The sequence below is a fragment of the Flavobacterium sp. MDT1-60 genome, assembly GCF_014844035.1.
In the GTDB taxonomy this organism is placed as follows: domain Bacteria; phylum Bacteroidota; class Bacteroidia; order Flavobacteriales; family Flavobacteriaceae; genus Flavobacterium.
On the sequence record NZ_CP062159.1, the window covers coordinates 2,780,115 to 2,795,059 of the forward strand.

A 14,945-nucleotide genomic window follows, 5' to 3' on the forward strand; every position below is an offset into this window, starting at 1 on the left:
AACCCAACGTAAATGATTACAAATAAGGCTTTAATGTTAAAATCAATTGTGATTTTTAGTGTTGTAACTACGCTGATCTTATCTTGTGGTAAACAAGTTTCTGCTGTTTCTGAAACTAATCCATGGAATAAAATGGATTTAATCGTAAAAAGTATTCCTGAAACTCACTTTTTGGATAAGGAATACAACATAAATGATTTTGGGGCTGTAGCCGATGGAAAAACAATGAATACTACAGCTTTTGAAAAGGCTATTAAAGCTTGCTCAGAAAATGGAGGCGGAAAAGTAATTGTTCCAAATGGAAAATTTCTGACTGGTGCAATACATTTAGAAAGCAATGTAAATCTACATTTAGAAGATAGAGCTGAAATTCTTTTTAGTATAAATCCAAAAGATTATCCAATCGTTCACACCTCATGGGAAGGAACAGAAGTAATGAATTATTCACCTCTTATATATGCTAAAAATAAAACCAATGTTGCTATAACCGGAAAAGGCACTTTAAATGGTCAGGCCAATAGCACAAACTGGTGGATTTGGTCTGGAGGTAAAAGTTATGGATGGCAAAAAGGAATTCCGTCACAAAACGATCCGACAAACAGAGAAGTTTTGGTTGATATGGCCGAAAAAGGTATACCGGTTTCAGAACGAGTTTTTGGTGATGGACGCTATCTGCGCCCGAATTTTATTGAATTCTTCGAGTGCAATACAATCCTTGTTAAAGACGTAACCATAATAAATGCTCCATTTTGGATTTTACATCCTTTAAAATCGAATAATATAATTATTGACGGAGTTACAGTAAACAGTCATGGACCTAATAACGATGGTTGTGATCCTGAATATTCTCAAAACATAATTATTAAAAACTGCACTTTTAATACCGGTGATGACTGTATTGCTATTAAAGCAGGAAGGGATGCTGATGGCAGGAGAGTGGCAATACCAAGTAAAAATATCATTGTTCAGAATTGTAAAATGATAGACGGGCACGGAGGTGTAGTTATTGGCAGTGAAATTTCTGCGGGTGTAAATAACGTCTTTGTAGAAAATTGTGTAATGGACAGCCCAAATCTGGACAGGGTAATTCGTATTAAAACAAATTCAAAAAGAGGAGGAGTTATAGAAGATATTTTTGTTCGCAATATTGAAGTAGGAACAGTAAAGGAATGTGTTTTAAAATTGAACATGTTTTATAATGTATACGGATCACAAACAGGGAATTTTATACCTGTAATAAGAAACATATATCTGGAAAATATAAATGTAAAAAACGGAGGAAAATATAGCGTTTGGGCTGAAGGCTATAAAGAATCTCCCGTGGAAAATATCACATTGAAGAATGTGGTAATTCATAAAGTAGATTCCCTTTATAAGTTAAAAAATGTAAAAAATATAAATTTCATTGACACTTATATCAATGAAAAAAAAGTAGAACCATTTAAAAATTAATAACAATCACTTTAACCAATAACCAAAACTTATGAAAATTAAAACATTCTTAAAGAAAAAAATAAAATACAATCTTGTATTTTTATTTTTCTTAAATCTCCTTTGCAGTAATGCAATAAACGCTCAGTCGAGTGTAGTAGAAGGAAAAATTACAGATGCTGCCGGATTATCTTTGCCGGGTGTGAACATTCTTGAAAAAGGGACAAAAAACGGAACTTCAACAGATTTTGAAGGAAGTTTTAAATTAAACGTATCAAGCTCTAAAGCAATCTTAGTAATTTCATATTTAGGTTTTCAGACACAAGAAGTTAGTGTAGCAGGAAAATCTAAAGTAAATGTTAGCCTTGCAGAGCAATCAAATGCACTTACAGAAGTTGTTGTAGTAGGATATGGATCTGTAAAGAAAACAGATCTTACAGGTTCTGTAAGTACGATCAGTGCTGCAACAATCACAGAAAGAAATACCATAAATGCATTAGAAGCTATTCAGGGAAGTACTCCTGGGGTACAGATTTCATCTAGTTCAGGACGTGCCGGTGACGGATTTAAAGTGGTGATTAGAGGAAATAACTCATTAGTAGCCGATTCAAGTAACCCAAAAATGGTAGGTTCATCTCCTTTATATGTAGTAGATGGTGTGCCAATGGACGGAATTGATTTTTTGAATCCACAGGATATTGCCAGAATGGATGTCTTAAAAGATGCTTCTTCTGCTGCAATTTATGGATCAAGAGGTTCAAATGGGGTAATCATCGTAACAACTAAAAGTGGTACAAGTGCTAAAGCAGGAATGAATGTTACTTTTGATACTTCGTACGGAACTAAAACTGCGGCAAGATTGCCAGAGATGATGAGCGGCGAAGAATGGTGGAAATTTCATCAGGTAGCTTATATGAGTGCTACTCCTTTAACTCAAACTCCTGCACAATTGGCTGCATTGGCCGGAAATCAAAGTCCGCTATTAGTTTCAAGAGCAAAAGCTGGTTATAATTTTGATTGGTATGATGCTGTACTTAAACCGGGTATGACTCAAAATAATTATTTGAATGTTTCGGGACGTTCTGATTCTGGATTAAGCTATAATTTAGGTTTTGGTATCCAAAGCGATGAAGGTCTTATTGATAATGATTCAACAGACAAATACTCATTTAAATTAGGTTTAAATCATAAAATAAACGACAAATTCTCTACAGGAGCAAATGTTACTGTTGCTCGTCTTGACACACAATTAGGTAGTGATCTGGCTATGCAGGACGCTTTTAGATTAAGTCCGCTTATGTCGCCATGGGCTATTGATGCAGCCGGAAATGAGTTAGTTGGTACAAACTTTTTTCTTCCTGGAAAATTAACTTACCCTGATGGTTCATGGGCAATCAATAAAACAAGTGCGGTTAACCCATTGGTGGAGATTGCAAATTCTTCTCAAACTGAAAAAACATGGCAAACGGTTGGAAATGTTTATTTTCAATACCAACCTATTAAGTGGTTGTCTTTTAAAACAACTTTTGCTGCCGGAATTAACAATACAAAAAGAGGAGCTGCTTATGGGGCGCAATCGAATGCCGGTGTAACATTAAACGGTAAAAATTCATCGTCAATTGAAAATTTAGAGAACTTTAATTACACTTGGGATAATCAGATAGATTTGAAACATACTTTTAATGAAGTACATGATTTTAGTGTTTTATTATTGCAAAGTTTGTACTCAAATGTTGATGAAAGTTCTTACTTATATTCGAATACACAACCTTTTGATACTGATATAAATAATATTGGTTCAGGAGTTCAGACAAGTTATGTTGTGAAATCAGCATATACAAAAAACACGCTTAACTCGTATGCATTGCGTTTGAATTATAGTTTTAAAGATAAATATTTATTAACGGCATCTAATAGATGGGATGGTTCATCTGTATTGGCAGAAGGTGCAAAATGGGAAAGTTTTCCATCTTTGGCTTTAGGCTGGAAAATAAGTAAAGAATCATTTTTAGCTGGTAATTCTACTATTTCAGATTTGAAATTGAGAGCGAGTGTTGGTTATACAGGAAATGATAACGTTGCTCCTTATACTTCACAAGCATTATTAAACCAACAAACCTTTTATGCTAATGGTTCTAATGTCGTTCCTGGATGGCAATCTGAAACTTTGGCAAATCCACTTTTAAGCTGGGAGAAAACAAGAGAGTTCAACTTAGGTCTTGATTATGGATTTTTAAACAACAGAATTACAGGTACAATCGATGTTTATGACAGATTATCAGATGATTTGATTTACAAACAACAATTACCTTCTGAATCAGGCTGGAAAAATACTTATGCAAACGTTGGTTCAGTAAGTAACAAAGGTATTGAGGTTTTATTGACTACAAAAAACATTAAATCTAAGAACGTAAGCTGGGAAACTACATTTACATTTACTAAAAATGTTAATACACTAGAATCAATTTACAATCAGGATAAAGTAAGTGATATCGGAAACACATTAATTCTTGGTTCTCCATTAAACCCTAATTATAATTATGTTTATGATGGTGTTTGGCAGGAAAGCGAAGCAGCTCAGGCAGCTACTTACGGAATGGCTCCCGGACAGGCAAGACCAAAAGATTTAAATGGTGATGGCAAATTTAATCAGAATGACAGAACGGTAATTGGTAATCCGAACCCGGAATGGCAAGGAAGTTTTTATTCTAAATTGAATGTGGGTCAGTTCGATTTCAATTTCTCTGTATTGACAAGTCAGGGTCAGACTGTATTAAGTACTTTTCACCAGAATTTTGCTGATGTAAGTGACAGAGGTCGCCAAAAAATTGCAATGGATTATTTTATTCCAACAAATGGGGCAGGTATTGAGGCTAATGCAAATGGGACAAATCCACGTCCGGGACCAGTTGCAACTGGAGCAGGAGCTTATTGGACTTCTCTATTTGCTTATTACAGAGACGCATCTTATGTGAAAATTAAAAATATATCTCTAGGATACACTTTCAATTCAGAATTGCTTAAAAGAATTAAAATGAGTAATTTAAGAATTTATGTAAATGTTTTAGACCCATTCGTATTTACAAAATTTGATGGATACGATCCGGAGTGGGCTGGTTCAGCTTTTGGTGTAAACCGTCCGGCATCTGTGACTACGCAATTGGGACTAAGTGTTAAATTTTAATAAGATATAAAATGAAAAAAATAATATTAATTTTAGGATTAATCGTTACCATTTTTAGTTCATGTAATGATTATATTGAAGAAGAAAGTCTTTCTAATGTTCCTGCTGATGCAACATATAAAACAGCATCAGGATTTCAATTATTAGTAAACACTAATTATGCATGGCTTAAAGGAATTTATGGAGGAAATCCATGGTTGTTTGAATCTGGTACAGATATGTATGCCGAAGGAAGAACTCCTGAACCGGCTGGTTTAAGTCAATACACACAGTTAATTCCGTCATCTTCAAATGTTGATGAGTTGTATAATTCCTGTTATCAGTTAATTCAGTCTGTAAACAAAACAGTGTATTACTCAACGATAACAGAGCAAACATCAAATTTAAATACGCTTGTTGGTGAAGCAAAATTTTTAAGAGCCAACGCTTATTTTTATTGGTTCAGACTTATGGAGGTGTGCCGATTGTTTTGGATAATATTACTACTCCGGTTTTATCCTTTAAAAGAAACACGGCTGAAGAAGTATATGCTCAGATTATTACTGATTTAGATGCCTCACTTGCAAGTGTTGGTACTGGAGTTTACAGCACAACTGGAAGAGTAAACAAAAGAGCCGTAAATGATTTATTGGCAAAAGTTTATTTGACAAAAGGTTATGAAACTTTCGGTACTGCTGCTGATTTTACAAAAGCGGCTGCTTATGCAGATGCAGCAATTGCAGGACAAGCCTTAAATGTAGCTTTTGACCAATTATTCAAACCAGGAAATGATTTGAATGCAGAAACTATTTTCTCTGTACAATACGATAAAGCTTCAACAAGTACTGATCCAACAAAATTAGGAAACAATCAGTTTTACTATTTCAGTTCTTATTTAGGAGGTGCAGAGACTGGAGCTCCATTAAGAAGCTATAATTTATGTCCAACAGATTATGCTTTAGGATTATATGAAAAAGGAGATAAAAGATGGGAAGCTACATTCATGACAGAAATCCTTGAAGGACCTGAAACGACAAACGGAGTAACAAAAAATATTTTGTATTATCCATATTACAGAAGCACAAATCCTGCTTCTTTAAAAGTAAGACACTTTTATGCACCAAAATGGTTTACAGCTGCAGACAGACTAGCATGGGAAACAGCTAATGCATCAAGAAAATCAGCTACTTTTGTATATCATCCTTATGGAGAATATTCAGCGGCATATACTTTAATTAAAAATTTGGATTGTTATACTATTCCGGTTAAGAAATTTGATGATCCGGATCCAACAACTCCATCAAGTACAGGTCCTGTAAGTACAAGAGATATAATTGTTTCAAGACTTGGAGAAACGTATTTAATAGCTGCCGAGGCTTATTTAAAAGCGGGAGTTCCTTCAACAGGTTTAGATCGTTTAAATGAAGTAAGAAGAAGAGCTGGCGTGGCAAATGCAACTCTTGCACAATTTAATATTGATTATATATTAGATGAAAGAGGAAGAGAATTGCTTGGAGAATACAAACGTTGGTTCGATTTGAAACGCACTGGTACGCTAGTTGCAAGAGCTTCTACACATAATTATAAAATTAAAGCTGCTAATTTTGTGGGTGTTGATGGCAAGCTTAAAATTTTAAGACCAATTCCACAGAGTGTGTTAGATTTAAATCAAAATAAAGATTTTCCTCAGAATCCTGGTTATTAGTAATTTGATGATTTTTTGAGAAATTGTTTTTTGAAGAAGTTAAGAAGGAGTTTGGCAAATTGCCCGAACTCCTCTCTTAACTAAATTTTTTTTAAGATGAAAAAGATACTTTTTATAATGTTGTTAATCTCAAATACTATTCTTGCCCAGAGCAATTATAGTATCGATACTTCTTATACTATAAAGAGTACTTACAATAAATTAATCAAAAAATATCCTTTTATAACGATTCCACAGAAGCAAAATAATACTGCAGTTACTGAAATTAAAGAGGTTATTTATCAGGAAGATAAAAATAGAGCATTGCATTTTGATGCTCTTTTCAATACTAAACAAAAACAGAACCCTGCTGTAATCATGATTCACGGTGGTGGCTGGAGATCAGGAAATAAAAACCAAATGCACGACATGGCCAGAGAAATTGCTTCAAAAGGCTATTCTTGTTTTGCAATTGAATACAGATTATCATTAGAAGCAAAATATCCGGAAGGAATTTATGATGTAAAAAATGCAATAAAATTTATAAAAGATAATGCCATAAAATTCAATGTAGATCCAAACAAAATTGCCGTTTTAGGTTGCTCTTCAGGAGGACAAATGGCAGCTTTGATTGGCACAACAAATGAAATTTTAGATTTTGAAGATAAATCATTTAAAAGTAAATCTTCTTCAAAAGTACAGGCAATTATTGATATTGATGGCGTTTTAGCATTTAAACACCCGGAATCTTCAGAAGGAGATATGGCTTCATTTTGGCTTGGTGGAACTTATGATGAAAAACCTGAAAACTGGAATAATGCTTCGGCCTTAAATCATACGAATGAAAGCACGCCTCCCATACTTTTTATAAACAGTAGTTTTGACAGGTTTCATGCCGGAAGAGATGATATGATTGCCATTTTAAATCAATACAAAATTTATAATGAAGTAAAAACAATTCAGAATTCTCCTCATTCTTTTTGGTTTTTCAACCCATGGTTTACAGAGACAGTTCTTTGTACAACCCAATTCTTAGATAAAATTTTTAAATAGTTATCATAAAAAATGAAAACAAAAATCACAATAACAAGCTTATTTTCCAGATCAGTAATGTCGATTTGTTTGATGTTATTTTTTTGTTTTAAAGTTATCGGTCAGCAACCTGAAAAAAAAGAGGTCGTTATTTCCAAAGATTTAAAATGGTCAGAGAGAATGGCACTTTCTATCATCAAACGTGATCCTAAAGCCTGGCAGATTGATAATAACGAAAAGCCAAAGTGGGATTATAAATTGGGATTGTTAATGACTTCTTTTGAAAAATTGTATCACAAAACAAACAATCCGGTTTACGGTGATTACATTAAAGAGTACGGTGAAACAGTAGTAAATACTTCAGGCGAAATTCTGAATTATAAGCTTGAAGATTATAATATTGATAACATCAATGCCGGAAAAATGCTTTTTGATCTTTATAAAAGAACAAAAGATGAGCGTTATCTGACTGCAATAAAGACTTTAAGAAAACAATTAGAAACGCATCCGAGAACGAATTCCGGTGGTTTTTGGCATAAAAAAATATATCCGTACCAAATGTGGCTGGACGGCTTGTATATGGGAACACCATTTTATGCTCATTACACCTTAGAATTTGATAAAGGAAAGGATTTCAATGATATCGCAAAACAGTTTGAGCAAATTCATTTGCATACCATCGATAAAAAAACAGGTCTATTATTTCATGCCTGGGATGAAAGCAAACAAATGCCGTGGGCAAACAAAGAAACAGGAACTTCACCTAATTTTTGGTCTCGCTCTATTGGCTGGTATATGATGGCTTTGGTTGATGTATTAGATTACATGCCAAAAGACCATCCGAAGAGAAAAGAATTGATTCAGTTTTTAAGTGAAATTTCAGTAGCTGTTGCAAAATATCAGGATCCATCAGGATTATGGTATCAGGTTACTGATTCGGGGTCAAAAGAAGGAAATTACCTGGAGGCTTCAGGTTCAGAAATGTTTGTTTATGCTTTTGCAAAAGGAGTAAACAAAGGATACTTGCCAAAAGAATACAAAGAGTTGGCCATAAAAGGTTTTGACGGTATTACAAAGAAGTTAATTACGGTTGATCCTGACGGTGAAATACATATTACACAAGTGTGTGCAAGCGCAGGTTTAGGCGGTAATCCTTATCGTGACGGCTCTTATGAATATTATATAAAAGAAAAAATAAAAGTAGACAACTCTCATGGATTAGGGCCTTTTATTTTAGCCGCATTAGAATTAGAAAAATAGTAGAATTTAAATATATTTAAAATGAAGAACAAGAGAAAACAAGGTTATTTTGTATCGGCTTTATTAGTTTGTGTTATGGCTTTTACGAGCTGTAAAGTGATTTCGCAAGAGCCGGCAAGTAAAGATATCGTAATTTCTAAAGATCTAAAGTGGTCTGATAAAATGGCGTTAACTTTGATGAAACGTCATCCTGAAAGTTACATGATAGATGATTCTAAAAAACCGAAATGGGATTATGTACATGCTTTAGTTTTACATTCATTCGAAGAATTATACAAAAAAAATCCAGATCCTAGATACAATGCCTACGTAAGAAGTTATGTAGACCAATTTGTAGAAGGTGACGGCTCTATTAAAACGTATGAATTTGACAAATACAATATCGATTTGGTTGTGCCTGGACGCTTGCTTTTTGATGTTTATCAAACTTCTAAAGAAGAAAAATATTTAAAAGCAATGCAATTAGTACGCAAACAATTATCAGAACAGCCAAGAACGGCAAGTGGTGGGTTTTGGCATAAGCAAATTTATCCAAACCAAATGTGGCTGGATGGATTATATATGGGAGAACCATTTTATGCACAATACACACTTACTTTCGAACAAGGTAAAAGTTTTGACGATATCGCAAAACAATTTGAGTTAATTCAACTACATGCAACAGATCCAAAAACAGAACTGTTATACCACGCCTGGGATGAAAGTAAACAAATGCCTTGGGCAAATAAACAAACCGGAAACTCACCAAACTTTTGGTCAAGAGCTTTAGGATGGTATGTTATGGCCTTGGTTGATGTATTGGATTATATGCCAAAAGAGCATCCAAAACAAAAAGAATTAGTAAAGTATTTAAACAATGCTTGCGCAGCTTTAGCTAAATATCAGGATAAATCTGGTTTATGGTACCAGGTAACAGATAAAGGTGGAGAAAAAGGAAATTATTTAGAAGCTTCAGGATCTTCAATGTTTGCTTATGCTTTTGCAAAAGGAGCAAACAAAGGATATTTACCTGCAAAATATAAAAAACTGGCTAATAAAGCTTTCGATGGTTTGACTAAAGTTTTAATTAAAAAGGTAGACGAAGATGGTGGTATCACGTTAACAAATTGCTGTCAGGTAGCGGGTTTAGGCGGAACTCCTTACAGAGATGGTTCATATGAGTACTACATAAACGAAAGAAAAAAAGATAACGATCCTAAAGCAACTGGTCCTTTTATTTTGGCAGCTTTAGAATTGAACAGATAATTTGAATCATTTTTTTGATTTCACAATAGACCTGAGAGTTTTTTAAAACTATCAGGTCTAATTAAAAAGCCTTTAATTATTACAGAATGAAAAATATAAAAGTCATTATTCTTTTATTATCAGTGTTCACAGCACAAAAGAATTACGCCCAGGTTTGGGTGTCTGATAATGGAGATGGAACGTATACAAATCCAATAATTCATGCTGATTATTCAGATCCAGACGCTGTTAGAGTAGGTGATGATTTTTATATGACCGCATCCTCTTTTAACTGCATTCCGGGTTTGCCCATTTTGCATTCTAAAGATTTGGTCAACTGGAAAATTATTGGATATGCAATAACCAAACAAATACCAACAGAAACTTTTGATAAAGTGCAGCATGGTAATGGAGTTTGGGCGCCGAGTATAACTTTTCATAATAATGAATTTTATATCTATTATCCGGATCCTGATTTTGGAATTTATATGATCAAAGCTAAAAAAGCGGAAGGACCGTGGTCAGAACCGATTTTAGTAAAAGGCGGATCAGGATTGATAGACCCTAGCCCGCTATGGGATGATGATGGTAAAGTTTATCTGGTTCATGCTTACGCAGGAAGTCGTGCAAAGATTAAAAGTTTAATTACGGTTTGCACAATGAATGCCGAAGGAACTATTGCTAATAATGATGAAGTGATGGTGATAGACGGTCATGAAAGTGAAGGCACAATAGAAGGGCCAAAGTTTTATAAACGAAATAGTTACTATTATATTTTTGCTCCGGCTGGTGGAGTATCGACAGGCTGGCAAACCGTTTTAAGATCTAAAAATGTTTTTGGACCTTATGAGAAAAAGAAAGTTTTAGAGCAGGGTAAAACTACTATAAATGGGCCGCATCAGGGAGCGTGGGTACAAACACAAACAGGCGAAGACTGGTTTATACATTTTCAGGATAAAGGAGCATACGGACGAATTGTTCATCTTCAGCCTATGAAATGGGAAAAGGATTGGCCTGTAATGGGACAGGATTTTGATAAAAACGGAATTGGAGAACCGGTAACGACTTTCAAAAAGCCAAACGTTGGTAAGAAATATCCAATTGAAACTCCGGCAGAATCAGATGAATTTAATGAACCAAAATTAGGATTGCAATGGCAATGGCAGGCAAATGCTCAGGTACAATGGGGATTTCCAACAAGTTTAGGCTATGTGAATTTGTTTTGTTTACCAACAATCAAAGAAAGCAACAAAATCTTCGAAGCTCCAAATTTATTATTGCAAAAATTTCCTGCTGAAGAATTTACAACGACAACTAAATTAACTTTTAATACCAGATTAAATGGTGAATCAACAGGGCTCTTGATCATGGGATTGGACTATAGTTATTTGTGTCTTAAAAATGATAACGGAAAATTGTATCTAAGCCAGAAAACAGGAACTTTTGACAAGAAAATTTCTGAAACAGAAACAGCTCCAATTTTGATTTCAAACAATACAATTTACCTTAGAGTTCAGGTTAAAAAAGGAGGTATTTGTAGTTTTTATTACAGTTTAGATGATAAAAAATACCAACCAATTGGAACTGATTTTACTTCAAAAGAAGGAAAATGGATTGGTGCGAAAGTAGGGCTTTTTGCCTTGAGCGAAAAAGTTACAAATGACTCAGGAAATGCTGCGGTAGATTGGTTTAGAATTACTAAATAAGATGAAAATGACTCAATTTAGAAAAATTATATTGCTTTTTTTATTTGTTGTGGGTGTTGCTGTAAATGCTCAAAACAGTTATAAAAACTGGCCGGACATTATTCGTAAAAATGATGCAGCGTGGTTTGGTACGGTAGAGGCAAAAGCAATTGCAGAAAACGTGTTGTTATATCAAAGAAATATTGGTGGCTGGCCAAAAAATATCCAAATGCAAAATTCGCTTAGTGAAGCAGAAAAGCAAAAGCTGATTGCATTAAAAAATGATGACCATGAAGTAACAACTGATAATAGCGCAACCAGTCAGGAAATGCTTTTTATATCCAGAATGTATGCTCAGGTGAAAGATGAACGTTATAAAGAATCTTTTTTAAAAGGCTTAAATTATTTATTAGAAGCTCAATATGCTAATGGAGGCTGGCCACAGTTTTACCCATTAAAAAAAGGCTATTATACGCACATCACTTACAATGATAATTCGATGGTTAACATCTTAATAATATTGAAAGAAATCAAAGAAGAAACAGATTATTACAGCATAAAACCTTCTAAAGAAATAGTTGAGAAAACGAAGAAGGCTTTTGATAAAGGAATTGATTGTATTCTAAAAACGCAATACAAACAAAATGGAGCTTTAACTGCGTGGTGTGCACAACATGATGAAGTTACTTTAGCCCCGGCGAATGCAAGAGCTTTTGAACTGGCTTCTTTAAGCGGATTTGAATCTGCAAAGATTGTATTGCTTTTGATGTCGATTGAAAAACCTTCACCGGAAATCATTACAGCTGTAAAAAGTGCACAGGCATGGTTCGAAAAAACAAAAATTACCAATTTAGAAGAAAAAAGAGTTTTAAATGAAGCCGGAAAAATCATTGATAAAAAAATGATTCCAAAAGAAAATGCTGATCCTATTTGGGCCAGATTTATGGATCTTGAAACAAATGAACCTTTCTTTTGTGACCGTGACGGAATCAGGAAAAAATCTTTAGATCAAATTGGTTCTGAAAGGCGAAATGGCTATTCCTGGTATTCTGATGCACCAAAAGAAGTATTAAAGAAATATCCTGCCTGGGCAATCAAAAATGGAGTAAAAGTTAGTTCTAAAGAAACTCCTGCAAAAAAAAATGACAATGTTGTTTTAACTGTTGCGCAAGATGGTTCCGGAGATTTTACTAAAATTCAGGATGCGATATATGCATCACCGGCTTTTCCATATGAAAAAGTGGTAATAAATATCAAAAACGGAGTCTATAATGAGAAAGTTAGAATTCCGGAATGGAACACACATTTAACGCTGATTGGAGAAAGTAAAGAAAACACGATTATAGCTTTTGATGACAATTTCAAGAAAATCAATTTAGGTAGAAATAGTACTTTTTATACCTATACAGTTTTAGTTGAAGGCGATGATTTTTCAGCATCAAATTTAACTATTAAAAATACTTCAGGAGATCACGGTCAAGGGATTGCATTGTCAGTGGTGGCCGATCGCGCAAAGATTTCAAACTGTGCTATTTTAGGAAATCAGGATACTTTATACTTATCAGGAAAAGAAGCAAAACAATACTTCAAAGATTGTTATATAGAAGGTACAACTGATTTTATTTTTGGAAGCGCAACTGCCTTATTCGAAAATTGTATTATTAATAGTATTAAAAGTTCCTATATAACAGCAGCTTCAACACCAGAAGGAATAACATTTGGTTTTGTTTTTAAAAATTGCAAACTAATAGCAAATACTGAAGCTACAACAGTTTATTTAGGAAGACCCTGGAGAATTTATGCTAAAACAGTTTACATAAATTGTGATATGGGAAAACAGATCAGACCTGAAGGTTGGGAAAATTGGTCTAAATCTGATGCAGAAAAAAACTCTTTTTATGCCGAATACAATTGTAAAGGCGAAGGTTTTCAACCCACCAAAAGAGTGTCATGGTCACATCAGCTTAAAAAATCAGAAGCAGACAAATATACTATAGAAAACATTCTTAAAGATTCAGATGCAAAGTGGTATTCTAAATAAATTTTGACTTCAAAAAAACAAAAAATATGAATTTTAAATGTATCATTTTTTTATTGGTTTCTTGCTTTTCTTTTGCTCAGAATACCGAATTTCCAACGGCAAAAGTTGACTCAATTGTCAATAGGATCCAGTTGCCGGTTTTCCCTTCTTATCAAATAAATATTGCAAAATTAGGCGCTAAGGGTGATTCCGTAACCAATAATAAAACTGCTTTCGACAAAGCAATGGCATTGTGTAAAAAGAACAATGGCGGGACTATTATAGTTCCTAAAGGAATTTACAAGATAAACGGACCAATACATTTTGTAAGCAATGTAAATCTTAAGATTGAAAAAGGTGCAAAAATCAAGTTCAGTGATAATCCACAAGATTATCTGCCTATGGTTTTAACAAGTTGGGAAGGTACAATGTTGTACAACTATAGTCCATTAATATATGCATATGATTGTTCTAATATTGCTATAACAGGTGAAGGAACAATTGATGGAGAAGGAGGTAAAACATGGAAAGGCTTTAAGGCTAAAGAAGAAGCAGGTAAAAACAGAAGCCGAGATATGAATCACAATAGCGTTCCTTTAAAAGACAGAAAATTTGGTGAAGGTTATTTTTTACGCCCGCAAATGATTCAGTTTTTTAATTGCGCAACTATTTTGGTAGAAAATATTCGCATAGAAAACTCTCCTTTTTGGTGTCTGCATTTGCTGAAGTCACAAAATATCACAGTTCGTGGTATAAGTTATAAATCATTAAATTATAATAATGATGGAATTGATCCCGAATATGCTAAAGATGTTTTAATCGAAAAAGTAACTTTTGATAATGGCGACGATAATGTTGCAATCAAAGCAGGAAGAGATCATGAGGGAAGAGCAAATACGGCAACGCCAAGTGAGAATATAGTAATTAGAAATTGTAATTTTAAAGGGCTCCATGGAGTGGTTATTGGTAGTGAAATGTCGGCAGGAGTCCAAAATGTGTATGTAGAAAATTGCAAAACAGTTGGCTATTTAAAAAGGGGAATTTATTTAAAAACGAATGCCGATCGCGGTGGTTTTATAAAAAATATTTTTGTTAGAAACATTCAGTTAGATGAAGTTGAAGATTGTTTATATATGACAGCGAATTATCATGGAGAAGGCAAAGGATTTCAATCAGAAATTTCAAATATCCATTTTTCAAATATTATCTGTAATAAAGCATCAGAATCAGGAATTGTAATTCAGGGATTTCCAGACAAAAAAATCAAAAATATTTCCTTAAATACTATTGAGATAAAGTCAGCTAAAAACGCGATATCAAACGAAAATGCCGAAAACGTTCTAATGACAGATGTTTTTATTGGAAAAAGAGCGACTGTTCCTTCAGCTGCTAAATAATTTTTTTGGGAAGTTCAAAGAGGCATAGAGGTAACCCCGAGGCTTCAGG

At 33.9% G+C, this 14,945-nt stretch carries 9 protein-coding genes and 1 pseudogene; all 10 read left to right on the top strand.

Translation table 11 applies throughout. The features are described from left to right. Window positions 1-12: 12 nt before the first annotated feature. Window positions 13-1,452: a glycoside hydrolase family 28 protein gene (locus IHE43_RS11915; protein ID WP_192188125.1), complete on the top strand. Its 1,440-nt coding sequence runs from the start codon at window positions 13-15 to the stop codon at window positions 1,450-1,452. Window positions 1,453-1,483: 31 nt separating this feature from the next. Continuing rightward, window positions 1,484-4,615 carry a TonB-dependent receptor gene (locus IHE43_RS11920; protein ID WP_192188126.1) on the top strand — a complete coding sequence of 1,044 codons (3,132 nt, stop codon included), beginning with the start codon at window positions 1,484-1,486 and terminating at the stop codon, window positions 4,613-4,615. A gap of 11 nt (window positions 4,616-4,626) precedes the next feature. Then, window positions 4,627-5,201, top strand: a pseudogene (locus tag IHE43_RS23590) (RagB/SusD family nutrient uptake outer membrane protein); the annotation flags it as partial. A 186-nt stretch (window positions 5,202-5,387) separates the two neighbouring features. Beyond that, window positions 5,388-6,299 carry a RagB/SusD family nutrient uptake outer membrane protein gene (locus tag IHE43_RS23595; protein ID WP_225585499.1) on the top strand — a complete coding sequence of 304 codons (912 nt, stop codon included), beginning with the start codon at window positions 5,388-5,390 and terminating at the stop codon, window positions 6,297-6,299. Window positions 6,300-6,395: 96 nt separating this feature from the next. After that, window positions 6,396-7,331 (top strand): alpha/beta hydrolase, encoded by a 936-nt coding sequence (locus tag IHE43_RS11930; protein WP_192184085.1) that lies wholly within the window; start codon window positions 6,396-6,398, stop codon window positions 7,329-7,331. A gap of 12 nt (window positions 7,332-7,343) precedes the next feature. Beyond that, on the top strand, window positions 7,344-8,570 hold the full coding sequence (locus tag IHE43_RS11935) for a glycoside hydrolase family 105 protein (protein WP_192184086.1): 1,227 nt from the start codon (window positions 7,344-7,346) through the stop codon (window positions 8,568-8,570). Window positions 8,571-8,591: 21 nt separating this feature from the next. Continuing rightward, a complete protein-coding gene (locus IHE43_RS11940; protein ID WP_192184087.1) occupies window positions 8,592-9,815 on the top strand; it encodes a glycoside hydrolase family 105 protein in 1,224 nt (407 codons plus the stop codon). Window positions 9,816-9,901: 86 nt separating this feature from the next. Further along, window positions 9,902-11,500, top strand: a complete 1,599-nt coding sequence (locus IHE43_RS11945) for a glycoside hydrolase 43 family protein (protein WP_192184088.1) — start codon at window positions 9,902-9,904, stop codon at window positions 11,498-11,500. 7 nt (window positions 11,501-11,507) lie between these two features. Beyond that, entirely contained in the window at window positions 11,508-13,520 is a 2,013-nt protein-coding gene (gene pelA, locus IHE43_RS11950) for a pectate lyase (protein WP_192184089.1), read from the top strand. Window positions 13,521-13,546: 26 nt separating this feature from the next. Continuing rightward, window positions 13,547-14,896 (top strand): glycoside hydrolase family 28 protein, encoded by a 1,350-nt coding sequence (locus tag IHE43_RS11955; protein ID WP_192184090.1) that lies wholly within the window; start codon window positions 13,547-13,549, stop codon window positions 14,894-14,896. Window positions 14,897-14,945: the final 49 nt, after the last annotated feature.